Genomic DNA, 15,083 nt, shown 5'->3' with positions numbered 1-15,083 from the left:
GCCTCTTGTAGATAGTCGTTTGGTCGTTTGCGTCCCGTTGATTCGCCTGTGGTTCCAATGGAAATGGCGGCCTTTGCGGGGCCGTTTAATACTTTCGATATAGCGCTTTGCCGGGGTGCGTCGAAGGCGCGCGTGGGCGTCGTCGCGAAGGGCGGTGGCGGGGCGCTGCGGCTAGTTGCCGGAGAAGTTGCCTTCGCGCTTTTCCAGCAGCGACTGCAGGCCTTCGCGGGCGTCCTCGCTGGCGAGCAGCGCCTTGAGCTGTTGCGGCAGCTCGCGGATGGCCACCGCCGTCCCCTGCTCCTGGGCGCGCCGCGCCGAGGCCAGGGTGGCGCGCACGGCCAGCGGGGCGCGGCGGGCGATGCGCGCGGCCAGCTTCAGGGCTTCGGGCAGCAGTTCCTCGGGCGGGTGGATTTCCTGCACCAGGCCCAGGCGCCAGGCTTCGTGGGCGTCGAACTCGTCGCCGCTGAGCAGCCAGCGCATGGCGTTGCCCCAGCCGGCCACCTGCGGCAGGCGCAGGGTGGCGCCGCCCAGCGGCAGCAGGCCGCGGCGCACCTCCATCTGGGCGAAGCGGGCGTTGCTGGCGCACAGGCAGATGTCCGCCGTGAGCATCAGCTCGATGCCGATGGTGTAGCAGTAGCCCTGCACGGCGACCACCAGCGGCTTGCTCAGCCGCGGCCCGCCGAGGGTGCCCCAGGGATCGACCGCACCGGCCGGCAGCTGCCAGCCGTCGTGCAGGCGCTGGCTGACGTCGGCCAGGTCGAGGCCGGCGCTGAAGTGTTCGCCGTGGGCGACGATCAGCGCGCAGCGCAGGTCGTCGTCGCGTTCGTAGTCGCCCAGGGCCAGCATCAGCTCGTCGAGCATGCGTTGGTCGAAGGCGTTGCGCTTCTGCGGCCGGTTGAGGCCCAGCAGCAGGAGGTGGCCGCGGCGCGTGACGGTGACGCGGGGTTCGCTGGTAGGGTTCACGGCGCGTGCTCCTGGCAGGTGGCCCTGCTCGGTATAGACGGCGGGTGGCCGGTTGTGCAAGTCTTGACCGTTCGGCCAGCGGTAGTGGAAAAGCCGCACATCGGCGGCGTTTTTCCGGTATGATGCGCGCCGGCCTATCACGGCCCCGTTCGGGACCGCACCCTTCGGCGCTTCGCGCTCCGTCTGTGCTACCGCTTCCGCGGACTTCCTTGACGTATTCTTCCAACAGTTCAGTTCGCAAATCCCCGCTTCCAGCTGCCTGGGTGACTTCTACTGTCGTACAGGGCATGCGCAGCTCGGCCATTGGGTCTTTGCGGATGTATTTAGAGGCAAAACCCATGACCCAGGAAACCGGCGGCTTCGCCGCGCTCGGCATTCATCCCAATATTCTCGCCGCCATCGCCGCGGTCGGCTACGAAGAGCCGTCGCCCATCCAGGCCCAGTCGATCCCGGTGATCCTCGAAGGCCACGACATGATCGGCCAGGCCCAGACCGGCACCGGCAAGACCGCCGCCTTCGCCCTGCCGCTGCTGTCGAAGATCGAGGCCACGCGCCGCGAACCCCAGGTGCTGATCCTGGTGCCGACCCGCGAACTGGCCCTGCAGGTGGCCACCGCCTGCGAAACCTACTCCAAGCAGATGCCGGGCGTCGGCGTGGTCGCGGTCTACGGCGGCGCGCCCATGGGCCCGCAGCTCAAGGCCCTGCGCCAGGGCGCCCAGGTGCTGGTGGCCACCCCCGGCCGCCTGTGCGACCACCTGCGCCGCGACGAGAACCTGCTGGGCACCGTCGAGCGCCTGGTCCTCGACGAGGCCGACGAGATGCTCAAGCTCGGCTTCATGGACGACCTGGAAGTGATCTTCGAGGCCATGCCGGCCAGCCGCCAGACCGTGCTGTTCTCCGCGACCCTGCCGGCCTCGATCCGCAGCATCGCCGAACGCCACCTGAAAGAACCCAAGCACGTCCGCATCGCCGCCAAGACCCAGACCGTGGCGCGCATCGAGCAGGTCCACCTGATGGTCCATGCCGACCAGAAGGCCGCCTCCATCCTGCGCCTGCTGGAAGTCGAGCAGTTCGACGCGCTGATCGGCTTCGTGCGCACCAAGCAGGCCACCCTGGACATCGCCGAGCTGCTCGAGCGCCAGGGCTACCGCGCCGCCGCGCTGAACGGCGATATCCCGCAGGCCCAGCGCGAGCGCGTCATCGAGTCGCTCAAGGACGGCTCGCTGGACATCGTCATCGCCACCGACGTGGCCGCCCGCGGCCTGGACGTGGCGCGCATCACCCACGTGCTGAACATCGACATGCCGTACGACCCCGAGTCCTACGTGCACCGCATCGGCCGTACTGGCCGCGCCGGCCGCGAAGGCCGCGCGCTGCTGCTGGTGACCCCGCGCGAGCGCCGCATGCTGCAGGTGATCGAGCGCGTCACCGGGCAGAAGGTCGGCGAAGTGCGCCTGCCCGACGCCGACACCGTGCTGGAAGCACGCCTGGCGCGCCTGGCCTCCAGCCTGCAGCCGCTGCTGGAAACCGCTGTCGCCAGCCGTGGCGCCGTGCGCGACGAGCTGTGCCGCCGCCTGGGCACCGATGCCGAAACCCTGTCCGCGGTGCTGCTGGCCAAGCTCACCGAAGGCAAGGCCCTGGACCTGGAGTCGGTGCGCCGCGAGCAGCCGCTGACCCCGGCCGCCCCGCGCGAGCGCAGCGAACGCTACGAGCGTGGCGATCGCGGTGAGCGCAGTGACCGTGGCGAACGTTGCGAGCGCCGCCCGATGGCCGCCCCGGCCGAAGGCAAGGCCCGCTGCCGCACCGCCCTGGGCGCGCGCGACGGCGTGGCGGCGAAGAACCTGCTGGGTGCCATCCTCAACGAGGGCGGCCTGTCCCGCGAGGCCATCGGCCGCATCCAGATCCGCGAGACCTTCAGCCTGATCGAACTGCCCGAAGACGGCCTGGAGCGCCTGCTCGGCAAGCTCAAGGACACCCGCGTCGCCGGCAAGGCCCTGCGCCTGCGCCGCTACCGCGAGGATTGATCCGCGCGCTACGCGCCGCGATCGAATGAAAACGCCGCATCCGGGTGACCGGGTGCGGCGTTTTTGTTTGGAGCAATTGTCTTGCCGGCCGCGCGAGGTGCTTTTCGTAGGATGGGTTGAGCTTGCGAAACCCATGCTGCCATTGGTGATGGGTATCGCTTCGCTCAACCCATCCTACGAAGGTTGTAGGAGGCATGGCATTTCCACCCGTAGGAGCGGACTCCGTCCGCGATAGCCGGAGGTTCCGGCGTGATTCGCGGATGAGATCCGCTCCTACGCCACCCACCCGTGCCATTCCCCTGTAGGAGCGCGCCCTGCGCGCGAATCGCGGGCAGGGCCCGCTCCTACAGTTTGCTGGGAGGCATGGCGTTCCCCCCCCCCCCCCGTAGGATGGGTTGAGCGAAGCGATACCCATCGCCCCGCCCGTCTGCTCAGCTGTCTTCCAGCGGCCCCATCGCGGTGGTGTTGAAGCCGCCGTCGACGTAGAGGATTTCGCCGCTGATGCCGCTGGCCAGGTCGGAGCAGAGGAAGGCCGCGGCGTTGCCGACTTCTTCGATGGTCACGTTGCGCCGCAGCGGGGTCTGGCGTTCGTTGGCGGCGAGCATCTTGCGGAAGCTCTTGATGCCGGAGGCGGCCAGGGTGCGGATCGGGCCGGCGGACACCGCGTTGACCCGCGTGCCCTCCGGGCCCAGGCTGCCGGCCAGGTAGCGCACGCCGGCTTCCAGGCTGGCCTTGGCCATGCCCATCACGTTGTAGTTGGGCATGGTGCGCTCGGCGCCCAGGTAGGTGAGGGTCAGCAGGCTGCCGTTGCGGCCTTTCATCATTTCGCGGCCGGCCTTGGCCAGGGCGACGAAGCTGTAGGCGCTGATGTCGTGGGCGATGCGGAAGCCGTCGCGGCTGGTGACGCTGGTGAAGTCGCCGTCCAGCTGGTCGCCCGGGGCGAAGCCCACCGAGTGGACGATGATGTCCAGGCCGTCCCACTGTTTGCCCAGCTCGCGGAACACCGCCTCGATGTCGGCATCGTTGGCGACGTCGCAGGGGAAGCACAGCTCGGCGCTGGAGCCCCAGCCGGCGGCGAATTCCTCGACGCGGCCCTTGAGCTTGTCGTTCTGGTAGGTGAAGGCGAGCTGCGCGCCTTCGCGGTGCATCGTCTCGGCGATGCCCGAGGCGATGGACAGCTTGCTGGCCACGCCGACGATCAGCGCGCGTTTACCGGCTAGAAAACCCATGTTCGTTCCTTCCTTGCAGGTCATTCTTCAAGCGCAGCCGCCGGGGCCATGAAGGCGGCTTCCAGCAATTGCTGCGTGTAGGGATGCTGCGGCGCGCTGAAGATTTCCTGCGCCGGGCCGCCTTCGACCACCTTGCCCTGGCGGATCACCAGCAGCTGATGGCTCAGGGCCTTGACCACCGCGAGGTCGTGGCTGATGAACAGGTAGGTGAGGTTGTACTTGGCCTGCAGCTGGCGCAGCAGGTCGACCACCTGGCGCTGCACCGAGCGGTCCAGCGCCGAGGTCGGCTCGTCCAGCAGGATCAGCGCCGGCTTGAGCACCAGGGCGCGGGCGATGGCGATGCGCTGGCGCTGGCCGCCGGAGAATTCGTGGGGGTAGCGATGGCGCGCCTGCGGGTCCAGGCCGACTTCCAGCAGCGCGTCGATGATCCGCTGCTGCTGTTCCTTCTCGTCGCAGATGCCGTGGATCTCCAGGCCCTCGCCGACGATCTGGCCCACCGACAGGCGCGGGCTGAGGCTGCCGTACGGGTCCTGGAAGACTACCTGCATCTCGCGGCGCAGCGGGCGCACCTCGGCCTGGTTCATGGCGTCCAGGGCGTTGCCCTCGAAGCGGATGCCGCCGCGGCTGTCGATCAGCCGCAGGATGGCCAGGCCCAGGGTGGACTTGCCCGAGCCGCTTTCGCCGACGATGCCCAGGGTCTGCCCGCGGGGCAGGCTGAAGTCGATGCCGTCCACCGCCTTGATGTGGGCGACGGTGCGGCGGAACACGCCCTTCTTGATCGGGAACCAGACGCGCAGGTCCTGCACGCTCAGCAGTTCCTCGCCCGGCGGGTTGGCCGCCGGCGCGCCGCTGGGTTCGGCGCCGAGCAGCTCGCGGGTGTAGGGGTGCTGCGGGGCCTCGAACAGCTGCTCGCAGTCGGCCTGCTCGACGATCTTGCCCTTCTGCATCACGCACACGCGGTGGGCGATGCGCCGCACCAGGTTGAGGTCGTGGGTGATCAGCAGCAGGGCCATGCCCAGGCGCGCCTGTAGCTCGGCCAGCAGGTCGAGGATCTTCAGCTGCACGGTGACGTCCAGCGCCGTGGTCGGCTCGTCGGCGATCAGCAGTTCCGGCTCGTTGGCCAGGGCCATGGCGATCATCACCCGCTGGCGCTGGCCGCCGGACAGCTCGTGGGGGTAGGACTTCAGCCGCGTGGCCGGGTCGGGGATGCCGACCAGGTCGAGCAGTTCGAGGGTGCGCGCGCGCGCCGCCTGGCCCTGCAGGCCCTTGTGCAGGGCGAGCACTTCGCCGATCTGCTTCTCCACGGTGTGCAGCGGGTTCAGCGAGGTCATGGGCTCCTGGAAGACCATGGCGATGCGGTTGCCGCGGATGCCGCGCAGCTTGCGTTCCGGCGCCTTCAGCAGGTCCAGCCCGGCATAGCGGACGCTGCCGCCGGGATGGCTGGCCGTGGGGTAGGGCAGCAGGCGCAGGAGGGAAAGGGCGGTGACCGACTTGCCCGAGCCGCTTTCGCCGACCAGGGCCAGGGTCTCGCCGCGACGGATGTCGAAGCTGACCTTGTCCACGGCGTGGACGCATTCCTCGCCGCAGGCGAAGTCGACGCAAAGGTCGCGGATTTCCACCAGGTTGTCTTGGGCGCTCTGGCTCATCTCACTTCCTCGGGTCGAAGGCATCGCGGGCGGCCTCGCCGATGAACACCAGCAGGCTGAGCATCAGCGCCAGCACCACGAAGGCGCTGATCCCCAGCCACGGCGCCTGCAGGTTGGACTTGCCCTGGGCGACCAGCTCGCCGAGGGACGGCGAGCCGGCTGGCAGGCCGAAGCCGAGGAAGTCCAGGGAGGTCAGGGTGGCGATGGCGCCGGTGAGGATGAAGGGCATGAAGGTCAGGGTGGAGATCATCGCGTTGGGCAGGATGTGGCGGAACATGATCTTGCCGTTCTTCATGCCCAGGGCGCGGGCCGCGCGCACGTATTCCAGGTTGCGCCCGCGGAGGAACTCGGCGCGCACCACGTCCACCAGGCTCATCCAGGAGAACAGCAGCATGATGCCCAGCAGCCACCAGAAGTTCGGCTGCACGAAGCTGGCGAGGATGATCAGCAGGTAGAGCACCGGCAGGCCCGACCAGATTTCCAGGAAGCGCTGGCCGAGCAGGTCTACCCAGCCGCCGTAGAAGCCCTGCAGGGCGCCGACCAGCACGCCGATCAGCGAGCTGAGCAGGGTCAGCACCAGGGCGAACAGCACCGAGATGCGGAAGCCGTAGATCACCCGGGCCAGCACGTCGCGGGCCTGGTCGTCGGTGCCCAGCAGGTTCTCCCGGCTCGGCGCCGAGGGCACCGGCACGCGCAGGTCGTAGTTGATGCTGTCGTAGCTGTAGGTGATCGGCGGCCAGAGCACCCAGGCGTCCTTCTCGGCGAACTGCTGGCGCATGTAGGGCGCCTTGTAGTTGCCCTCCAGGGGGAATTCGCCGCCGAACACGGTCTCCGGGTAGCGCTTGAGCACCGGGAAGTACCACTGGCCGTCGTAGTGCACCGCCAGCGGCCTGTCGTTGGCGATCAGCTCGGCGCCCAGGCTCAGCACGAACAGCGCGAGGAACAGCCACAGCGACCACCAGCCGCGCTTGTTGGCCTTGAAGCGCGCCCAGCGGCGCTGGTTCATCGGGGACAGGCGCATCGGATCACTCCCGGTTCTCGAAGTCGATGCGCGGATCGACGAGGGTGTAGAGGACGTCGCTGACCAGCTTCATGATCAGACCGAACAGGGTGAAGATGAACAGGGTGCCGAACACCACCGGGTAGTCGCGGTTGAGCGCCGACTCGAAGCTGAGCAGGCCCAGGCCGTCGAGGGAGAAGATCACCTCGATCAGCAGCGAGCCGGTGAAGAACACCCCCAGCAGCGCCGAGGGCAGGCCGGCGATGATCAGCAGCATGGCGTTGCGGAACACGTGGCCGTAGAGCACCTGGCGCTCGGTCAGGCCCTTGGCGCGGGCGGTGACCACGTATTGCTTGCCGATCTCGTCGAGGAAGCTGTTCTTGGTCAGCAGGGTGATGGTGGCGAAGTTGCCGATGACCAGGGCGGTGATCGGCAGGGCCAGGTGCCAGAAGTAGTCCTTGACCTTGCCGAAGGTGCTCAGCTCGTCGAAGTCGTTGGAGGTCAGCCCGCGCAGGGGGAACCAGTCCCAGTAGCTGCCGCCGGCGAACAGCACCACCAGCAGGATGGCGAAGAGGAAGGCGGGGATGGCGTAGCCGATGATGATCGCCGAGCTGGTCCATATGTCGAACTGGCTGCCGTTGCGCACTGCCTTGGCGATGCCCAGGGGGATGGACACCAGGTACATGATCAGAGTGCTCCACAGCCCCAGGGAGATGGACACCGGCAGCTTCTCGATGATCAGGTCGGTGACCTTGGCGTCGCGGAAGAAGCTGCTGCCGAAGTCCAGGTGCACGTAGTTCTTGAGCATGATCCAGAAGCGCTCGGGCGCCGGCTTGTCGAAGCCGTACATGCGCTCGATCTCCTTCACCAGCTCCGGGTCCAGGCCCTGGCCGCCGCGGTAGTGCGAGCCGCCGGAGGAGGCCAGCTCGCCGCCGGAGCCGGCGATGCGCCCGGTGGCCCCGCCGGCGGCGGCGTTGACGCCTTCGAGCTTGGCGATCATCTGGTCCACCGGCCCGCCGGGGGCGGCCTGGATGATGATGAAGTTGATCAGCAGGATGCCGAACAGCGTCGGCACGATCAGCAGCAGGCGGCGCAGGATGTAGGCGAGCATCAGCGGGTCTCCTGCGCCTGGGTCACGGCCTGAGTCGGCTCGGCCTTGTCGCGGGCCTGCCACCAGGTCATCAGCGCGTAGCTGTAGGGCGGCAGCTTCGCGGGGTGGGCGATGCGGTTCCAGTAGGCCAGGCGCCAGGTGTCCAGGTACCAGTTGGGCACCACGTAATGGCCCCACTGCAGGGCGCGGTCCAGGGCGCGGGCGTGGCGCACCAGGGAGTCGCGCGAGTCGGCCTTGATCAGGCCGTCCACCAGTTCGTCGATGGCCGCGTCGCGCAGGCCGATGAAGTTGCGGCTGCCGGGGTTGTCGGCGCTGGCCGAATGCCAGAACTCGCGCTGCTCGTTGCCCGGCGAGTTGGACTGCGGCCAGCTGGCGACCATCATGTCGAAGTCCCGCGAGCGCAGGCGGTTGATGTACTGGGAGATGTCCACCACGCGGATCTGCATGTCGATGCCCAGCTCGGCGAGGTTGCGCTTGTAGGGCAGCAGCACGCGCAGGAAGTCGGCCTGCACCAGCATGAATTCGAAGCTCAGCGGCTTGCCGTCGGGGCCGACCATGCGGTCGTCGACGATCTTGTAGCCGGCCTCCAGCAGCAGCTTGTAGGCCTTGCGCTTCTGCTCGCGGATGATGCCGCTGCCGTCGCTGACCGGCGGCTCGTAGACTTTGTCGAAGACCTGCGGCGGCAATTTGCCGCGCAGCGGTTCGAGGATCGCCAGCTCCTGCGCGTCGGGCAGTTCGTGGGCGGCCATCTCGGAGTTCTCGAAGTAGCTGCGGTCACGCTTGTAGGAGCCGAAGAACAGCTGCTTGTTGGTCCACTCGAAGTCGAACAGCAGGCTGATGGCCTCGCGCACCCGCGCGTCCTGGAACACCGGGCGGCGGGTGTTGAAGGCGAAGCCCTGCATGCCCCAGGGGTTGTCGTTGTGCAGCTCCTGGCGGACGATGCGGCCGTCGCGTATCGCCGGCGAGTCGTAGGCGGTGGCCCAGTTCTTCGCGATGCGCTCCTCGTTGAAGTCGAACTGCCCGGCCTTGAAGGCTTCCAGGGCCACGGTCAGGTCGCGGTAGGAGTCCACCACCACGGCGTCGAAGTTGTTGAAGCCGCGGTTCACCGGCAGGTCCCTGGCCCAGTAGTCCTTGACCCGCTCGTAGCGGATCGAGCGGCCCGGGTCGACCTTGGCGACGCGGTAGGGGCCGCTGCCCAGCGGCGGCTCCAGACTGGTCTTGGCGAAGTCGCGGCTGGCCCACCAGTGCTTGGGCAGTATCTGCAGCTGGCCGAGGATCAGCGGCAGCTCGCGGTTGCCCGGGCGCTTGAAGTCGAAGCGCACGCGCAGTTTGTCCTCGGCCACCACCTTGTCGACGTCCGCGTAGTAGTTGCGGTACATCGGGTCGCCCTGCTTGATCAGCGTCTGGAAGGTGAAGACCACGTCGTCGGCGGTGACCGGGGTGCCGTCGTTGAAGCGCGCCTGGGGGCGCAGGTAGAAGCGCACGAAGCGCTGCTCGGGGTCCTTCTCGATCTTCTCGGCGAGCAGGCCGTATTCGGTGAAGGGCTCGTCGAGGGAATGGAAGGTCAGGGTGTCGTAGATGAGGCTGATCTGCGAGGCCGGGTTGCCCTTGGGGATGAACGGGTTGAGGCTGTCGAAGCCGCCGGTGTCGGAGAGCCGCAGGGTGCCGCCCTTGGGGGCGTCGGGGTTGACGAAGTCGAAGTGGCGGTAGCCGGCCGGGTATTTCGGCGCCTCGTCGTAGAGGGTGATGGCATGTTGCGGCGCGGCCTGCAGGCCGGCGCCCAGGCCGAGCAGGCCGAGCAGGAGGAGGGCGCGGAGCTTCATCGACGGCGCTCCGCCGCCGATCCGGTGGTGGGCGCGGGTGCGGGGCGGGGGGCGCTGGTCGGCATTCTGGGCATGGTCTGCTCGTAGGTGCGTTCGGGCTGGCATCGTTTGTACTGGTTGGGGCCCGTCCCGTGCAAGGGGCGGCAGCGGACGCACGGCGCGGCGGGCGACGGCGCGCCGGCGCTTGCACGGGCGTCCCGAGAGGGCCACGGTAACAGCTTGTATTGCGGGGAAAAAGCTCGGGCCGGAAGCTTAGGCCGTGCTTTCGGGGAAAAAGTTGCCGGGGGCGGGGAGCGCCGGCGGGGTTTCAGTGCCACCGCGGGGTTTGCTGCAACGGATCGGCAATCGCGGACGGAGTCCGCTCCTACATCACCGGTTGGCAACGATTCTCGTAGGAGCGAGCTTGCTCGCGAACCGCATGGCACCGCGTTTGTTCGCGAGCAAGAACTAGGCGTCCCCCTCGATCCTACGAAGAACATCGCAAGGGGCGTAGGGCGTATAACCGTTCGCGGTTATACGCCGCTACACCGCACCTGCCGCCAACGCCATTGCTGGGCCGGACGGGAAATCAGCGGCTCGCGGTATCGAGATAAAGCGTCAACGTCTGCCCAGGCTTGAGCGCGTGGGCGCTGCTGCGCGGGTTCCAGCGCTTGATGTGCTGCATCTCGACGTTGAAGCGCTTGGCGATCAGGTACATGGAATCGCCCTGCTTGACCTTGTAGTAGGTCGCCGCTTCCTGCTGTTGCTGCTTGGCCTTGCCGCTGGCGCCGCTGCGCGATGCCAGCTGGGTGGCGCCTTGCAGCTTGAGCACCTGGCCGGGCTTGACGCCGTGGCCGTCCAGGCCGTTCCAGCGCTTCAGGTCGTCGACGCCGACACCGGTGGCGCGGGCGATCTGCCAGAGGTTGTCGCCGCTCTTGACCTTGTAGCTGCGGGTGGCGTTGGCCAGGCTGGGCGCCTTGGTCACGCCGGCCTTGGCCACCTGGCGCGCGGGCTCCAGTTCCGGCATGCGGCTGCCCTTGGCCGGGATCAGCAGCGCCTGGCCGTTGCGCACGCGGTTGGAGCTCAGGCGGTTGCTGCTCTTGAGCTCGGCCACGCTGATGCCGTGCTTGGCCGCGATGCTGCGCAGGCTGTCGCCGCGGCGCACCTTGTACTGCTTCCAGCTCACCAGGTCCTGGGGCTGCAGGGTGGCGAGGCCGGCCTTGAGGCGTTCCACCTTCTCCTTGGGCACCAGCAGCTGCTGCGGGCCGTCCATGGTGATGCGGCGCTTGAAGGCCGGGTTGAGCAGGTACAGCTCGTCCTCGTCGAGTTCGGCCAGCGCCGCGACGCGCGACAGGTCCAGGCCGGGCTTGACCTTCACCGCGGCGAAGTAGGATTCGTTGGCGATGGGGTTGAGGTTGATGCCGTAGGCTTCCGGCGACATCACCAGCTGCGACAGGGCCAGCAGCTTGGGCACGTAGTCCTGGGTTTCCTGGGGCAGCGGCAGGTTCCAGTAGTCGGTCGGCAGGCCGAGCTTCTGGTTGCGCTCGATGGCGCGGCTGACGGTGCCTTCGCCGGCGTTGTAGGCGGCCAGGGCGAGCAGCCAGTCGCCGTTGAACATGTCGTGCAGGCGGTTCAGGTAGGTCAGCGCCGCGTTGGTCGAGGCCTTGATGTCGCGGCGGCCGTCGTACCAGCTGGTCTGGCGCAGGTTGAAGTGGGTGCCGGTGGTGGGGATGAACTGCCACAGGCCCACCGCCTGGGCGCGGGACACGGCGAGGGGGTTGTAGGCGCTCTCGATCATCGGCAGCAGCGCCAGTTCCAGCGGCATCTGCCGCTCTTCCAGGCGCTCCACCACGTAGTGCATGTAGGGGCTGCCGCGCTCGGAGGCCTGCTCGATGAAGGCCTGGTTGCTGACGAACCACAGGCGCTGGCGTTCGATGCGCGGGTTGGTGTCGGTGGCGTCGGCCTGTAGCTGGAAGCCGTGGCGCATGCGCTGCCAGATGTCGCTGTCGGCGTAGGCCGGGTTGAACTGTACGTCCACCGCGCGGCTGGCGGGGCGATAGGTCAGGGCGTCCTGGTCGGTGCCGCTGTGCTGGCTGGTCTGGCAGCCGGCGAGGGCGCCGGCGCCGAGCAGGACGGAGACTCGTATGGCACGAGCCAATGCGTCTAGATCGCTGGTCTTACTGGTCTTTGGCGGCATTGGCGGATGACTTTGTCCAGGGTAAAAATTTCGGGGATTCTAGAAACCGCGCCGGACGTGGTCAAGATTTCGCCAGACCTCAGAATTTATCTTTCCATTGCCGAATGACCGCAAAAACCTCTGCGGGGCTGGCTGTCGGCCCGCCGTTCCGCTCGTCGGCGGCTTTTTTCACGCTGTTTTCCGAGGTGCGCAGGAAGGGGTTGGTGGCCCGTTCCAGGGCAATGCTGGAGGGCAGGCTGATGCGGCCCTGTTCGCGCCAGACGCTGACCTCGTCGAAGCGCGCGGCCAGCTCGGCGTTGCCAGGCTCCACCGCGCGGGCGAAGCGCAGGTTGCTCAGGGTGTATTCGTGGGCGCAGTACACGCCGGTGGCGCCCGGCAGCGCGGCGAGGCGGCCCAGGGAGGCGTGCATCTGCGCCGGGGTGCCCTCGAACAGGCGGCCGCAGCCGCCGGCGAACAGGGTGTCGCCGCAGAACAGCAGGGGCGCGTCGGCGTCCGCATGGTAATAGGCGATGTGCCCGAGGGTGTGGCCGGGCACCTCGATGACCTCGAAGCCCAGGCCCAGCACCTCGACGCGCTCGCCGTCGCGCAGCGCCAGGTCGATGGCCGGGATGCGCTCGCCGGCCGGGCCCAGCACGCGGGCGCCGCTGGTCTGTTTCAGGCGCGCCACGCCGCCGACGTGGTCCTGGTGGTGGTGGGTGACCAGGATGTCGGTCAGGCGCCAATCCGGGTGCGCGGCCAGCCAGGCCTCCACCGGCGCGGCGTCGCCCGGGTCGACCACCGCGCAGGTCCGGGTGGTCACATCCTGCAACAGCCAGATGTAGTTGTCGGAAAAGGCGGGTAGCGCGTCGATCTGTATCATGGCCGGATGTCGCTAAGCGGAATGGGTTGGCGCATAGTAGTGCGAATGTGCCGTCCTGTGTTCGCCGAACGGCGTCGACCGCCCTCCTGGCGGCGACAGCCAACCTGTTTCAGGGGGTGGTGAGAATGGAACGAGAACCCTTCGCCCAGGCCGATGCCGACTGGCTGGAGCTGATCGCCGAGGCGCGCGACTGGTTCGCCGGGCCGCTGGGCGCCATGATGCTGGCCGAGGAGCAGCGCCTGCTCTGCGACGAGCTGCAGCGCTACTTCGGCGGCTACCTGGTGCACTACGGCCCGCACGCAGAGCTGCCGGAGAGCACCGGCAACATCCAGCGCGGCGTGCGCCTGGGGCCGCCGCTGCCGGGGGTGGAGATCGCCTGCGACGAATGCGCCTGGCCGCTGGGCGAGCACGCCGCCGACGTGGTGCTGTTGCAGCACGGCCTGGACTTCTGCCTGTCGCCGCACCGCCTGCTGCGTGAAGCCGCGCGCAGTGTGCGCCCCGGCGGGCACCTGCTGGTGATCGGCGTCAATCCGCGCAGTGCCTGGGGCCTGCGGCATTATTTCGCTTCCGACGGCCTGGGCCGGGCGCGCTGCATTTCCCCCGGGCGCGTCTGCGACTGGCTCAACCTGCTGGGCTTCGCGCTGGAGAAACGCCGCTTCGGGTGCTATCGTCCGCCGCTTGCCTCGGCTGTCTGGCAGGCGCGCCTGGCGCGCATGGAAGGCTGGGGCGCGGGCCTCAAGGGCACCGGCGCCGGCTTCTACCTGCTGGTGGCGCGCAAGCTGGTGGTCGGCCTGCGGCCGTTGCGCCAGGCTCGCCGCGAGGCCCGCGGCCAACTGGTGCCGCTGCCGGTGGCCAAGGTCAGCCGGCGCGATTCGGAAATCTAGCGACGGCCTTCGCCAGTCCCTCGTGCCACCATCCCGGGGCGGGACGCCGCGGGCCGTACTGAAGGTGATATGAGCGAAGAAGAGAAGGTCGTCATCTATACCGACGGCGCCTGCAAGGGCAACCCCGGCCGCGGTGGCTGGGGCGCGGTGCTGTTCTACAAGGGCGCCGAGCGCGAACTCTGGGGCGGCGAGCTGGAGACCACCAACAACCGCATGGAGCTGACGGCGGCCATCATGGCCCTGGCGGCGCTCAAGCGGTCCTGCGAGATCCGCCTGGTCACCGACTCCGAGTACGTGATGAAAGGCATCAAGGAATGGTTGCCGAACTGGAAGAAGCGCGGCTGGAAGACCGCCGCCAAGCAGCCGGTGAAGAATGCCGACCTGTGGCAGGCGCTGGACGAGCAGGTCAACCGGCATAATGTCGAGTGGCAGTGGGTGCGCGGCCACACCGGGCACCCCGGCAACGAGCGCGCCGACATGCTCGCCAACCGCGGCGTCGCCGAACTGCCGCGCTGAATATTGCAACGGGCGCCCGCGGGCGCCCTCCATGGTCAAAGCTACAAGGTCCTGAAATGCGCAGCGTCGTACTGGATACCGAAACCACCGGCATGCCGGTCACCGATGGCCACCGGATCATCGAGATCGGCTGCGTCGAGCTGGAAGGCCGCCGCCTCACCGGCCGCCACTTCCACGTCTACCTGCAGCCCGATCGCGAGATCGACGAAGGCGCCATCGCCGTCCACGGCATCACCAACGAATACGTCAAGGACAAGCCGCGCTTCCGCGAGGTGGCCGACGAGTTCTTCGAGTTCATCCACGGCGCCCAGTTGATCATCCACAACGCGGCGTTCGACATCGGCTTCATCAACAACGAGTTCGCCCTGCTGGGGCAGAGCGAGCGCGCCGAGGTCAGCGACTACTGCTCGGTGCTCGACACCCTGATGATGGCCCGCGAGCGCCACCCGGGGCAGCGCAACAACCTCGACGCCCTGTGCAAGCGCTACGGCGTCGACAACTCCGGCCGCGACCTGCACGGCGCACTGCTCGACGCCGAGATTCTCGCCGACGTCTACCTGGCGATGACCGGTGGCCAGACCAGCCTGTCGCTGGCCGGCCATGGCGCCGAGGGCGACGGCAGCGGCCGCCCGCAGCCCAGCGCGATCCGCCGCCTGGCGGCCGGCCGCGCGCTGACCCGGGTGATCCGCGCCAGCGACGAGGAACTGGCGGCCCACGCCGTGCGCCTCGCCGCGGTGGAAAAATCCACCGGCGGCCCGTCGCTGTGGGCGCAACTGGAAGCCCCCGCTGCACAGGAATAGCCATCGGCGTAGGGCGTATAACCGTTCGCGGTTATACGCCGTTTCACCTTGG

Annotated in this window: 12 protein-coding genes; 4 read left to right on the top strand and 8 right to left on the bottom strand. The window is 68.2% G+C overall.

The genetic code is table 11. The annotated features are described in order from the left end of the window. Positions 1 to 171: 171 nt before the first annotated feature. Positions 172 to 963, bottom strand: coding sequence for a crotonase/enoyl-CoA hydratase family protein (locus BM060_RS16305; RefSeq protein ID WP_074981017.1), 792 nt, complete (start codon positions 961 to 963; stop codon positions 172 to 174). A gap of 338 nt (positions 964 to 1,301) precedes the next feature. Between BM060_RS16305 and BM060_RS16300 the strand changes: the two genes are divergently transcribed. Then, positions 1,302 to 2,987: a DEAD/DEAH box helicase gene (locus BM060_RS16300; RefSeq protein ID WP_074981015.1), complete on the top strand. Its 1,686-nt coding sequence runs from the start codon at positions 1,302 to 1,304 to the stop codon at positions 2,985 to 2,987. Positions 2,988 to 3,418: 431 nt separating this feature from the next. On the opposite strand, the gene fabI is transcribed toward BM060_RS16300, so the two are convergent. From fabI to gloB, 7 genes are all read right to left on the bottom strand, one after another. After that, positions 3,419 to 4,216: an enoyl-ACP reductase FabI gene (gene fabI, locus BM060_RS16295; protein ID WP_074981012.1), complete on the bottom strand. Its 798-nt coding sequence runs from the start codon at positions 4,214 to 4,216 to the stop codon at positions 3,419 to 3,421. Positions 4,217 to 4,236: 20 nt separating this feature from the next. Then, entirely contained in the window at positions 4,237 to 5,862 is a 1,626-nt protein-coding gene (locus BM060_RS16290; protein WP_074981009.1) for an ABC transporter ATP-binding protein, read from the bottom strand. A gap of 1 nt (position 5,863) precedes the next feature. Then, complete coding sequence (locus BM060_RS16285; RefSeq protein ID WP_074981007.1) at positions 5,864 to 6,883, bottom strand: ABC transporter permease; 1,020 nt, start codon at positions 6,881 to 6,883, stop codon at positions 5,864 to 5,866. A 4-nt stretch (positions 6,884 to 6,887) separates the two neighbouring features. Further along, complete coding sequence (locus BM060_RS16280; RefSeq protein ID WP_009619104.1) at positions 6,888 to 7,973, bottom strand: microcin C ABC transporter permease YejB; 1,086 nt, start codon at positions 7,971 to 7,973, stop codon at positions 6,888 to 6,890. Then, positions 7,973 to 9,796, bottom strand: a complete 1,824-nt coding sequence (locus BM060_RS16275) for an extracellular solute-binding protein (RefSeq protein ID WP_074981005.1) — start codon at positions 9,794 to 9,796, stop codon at positions 7,973 to 7,975. The genes BM060_RS16280 and BM060_RS16275 overlap by 1 nt, the downstream gene beginning before the upstream one ends. Before the next feature lie 568 nt (positions 9,797 to 10,364). Next, positions 10,365 to 11,972 (bottom strand): LysM peptidoglycan-binding domain-containing protein, encoded by a 1,608-nt coding sequence (locus BM060_RS16270; RefSeq protein WP_074981002.1) that lies wholly within the window; start codon positions 11,970 to 11,972, stop codon positions 10,365 to 10,367. 79 nt (positions 11,973 to 12,051) lie between these two features. Continuing rightward, on the bottom strand, positions 12,052 to 12,831 hold the full coding sequence (gloB, locus tag BM060_RS16265) for a hydroxyacylglutathione hydrolase (RefSeq protein ID WP_074981000.1): 780 nt from the start codon (positions 12,829 to 12,831) through the stop codon (positions 12,052 to 12,054). A gap of 125 nt (positions 12,832 to 12,956) precedes the next feature. On the opposite strand from gloB, the gene BM060_RS16260 reads away from it, so the two are divergent. The 3 genes from BM060_RS16260 to dnaQ all read left to right on the top strand — a co-directional run bounded on the left by BM060_RS16260 (position 12,957) and on the right by dnaQ (position 15,031). After that, complete coding sequence (locus BM060_RS16260; RefSeq protein ID WP_043315398.1) at positions 12,957 to 13,715, top strand: class I SAM-dependent methyltransferase; 759 nt, start codon at positions 12,957 to 12,959, stop codon at positions 13,713 to 13,715. Between the two features lie 69 nt (positions 13,716 to 13,784). Next, positions 13,785 to 14,231 (top strand): ribonuclease HI, encoded by a 447-nt coding sequence (gene rnhA, locus BM060_RS16255; RefSeq protein WP_009619116.1) that lies wholly within the window; start codon positions 13,785 to 13,787, stop codon positions 14,229 to 14,231. A 56-nt stretch (positions 14,232 to 14,287) separates the two neighbouring features. Further along, entirely contained in the window at positions 14,288 to 15,031 is a 744-nt protein-coding gene (gene dnaQ, locus BM060_RS16250; protein ID WP_074980998.1) for a DNA polymerase III subunit epsilon, read from the top strand. Positions 15,032 to 15,083 lie beyond the last annotated feature (52 nt).

This window comes from Pseudomonas citronellolis, assembly GCF_900112375.1.
Taxonomy (GTDB): domain Bacteria; phylum Pseudomonadota; class Gammaproteobacteria; order Pseudomonadales; family Pseudomonadaceae; genus Pseudomonas; species Pseudomonas citronellolis.
Note: the sequence above shows the minus strand (reverse complement) of the source record. Positions and strands in the feature narration are given on the sequence as shown.

Excerpts from the sequence above, each read along its gene's own strand:
- BM060_RS16285 (WP_074981007.1), bottom strand. The coding sequence starts at position 6,883 with ATGCGCCTGTCCCCGATGAACCAGCGCCGCTGGGCGCGCTTCAAGGCC.
- BM060_RS16260 (WP_043315398.1), top strand. The coding sequence starts at position 12,957 with ATGGAACGAGAACCCTTCGCCCAGGCCGATGCCGACTGGCTGGAGCTG.
- dnaQ (WP_074980998.1), top strand. The coding sequence starts at position 14,288 with ATGCGCAGCGTCGTACTGGATACCGAAACCACCGGCATGCCGGTCACC.
- fabI (WP_074981012.1), bottom strand. The coding sequence starts at position 4,216 with ATGGGTTTTCTAGCCGGTAAACGCGCGCTGATCGTCGGCGTGGCCAGC.
- BM060_RS16300 (WP_074981015.1), top strand. The coding sequence starts at position 1,302 with ATGACCCAGGAAACCGGCGGCTTCGCCGCGCTCGGCATTCATCCCAAT.
- rnhA (WP_009619116.1), top strand. The coding sequence starts at position 13,785 with ATGAGCGAAGAAGAGAAGGTCGTCATCTATACCGACGGCGCCTGCAAG.
- BM060_RS16290 (WP_074981009.1), bottom strand. The coding sequence starts at position 5,862 with ATGAGCCAGAGCGCCCAAGACAACCTGGTGGAAATCCGCGACCTTTGC.
- BM060_RS16280 (WP_009619104.1), bottom strand. The coding sequence starts at position 7,973 with ATGCTCGCCTACATCCTGCGCCGCCTGCTGCTGATCGTGCCGACGCTG.
- BM060_RS16275 (WP_074981005.1), bottom strand. The coding sequence starts at position 9,796 with ATGAAGCTCCGCGCCCTCCTCCTGCTCGGCCTGCTCGGCCTGGGCGCC.
- gloB (WP_074981000.1), bottom strand. The coding sequence starts at position 12,831 with ATGATACAGATCGACGCGCTACCCGCCTTTTCCGACAACTACATCTGG.
- BM060_RS16270 (WP_074981002.1), bottom strand. The coding sequence starts at position 11,972 with ATGCCGCCAAAGACCAGTAAGACCAGCGATCTAGACGCATTGGCTCGT.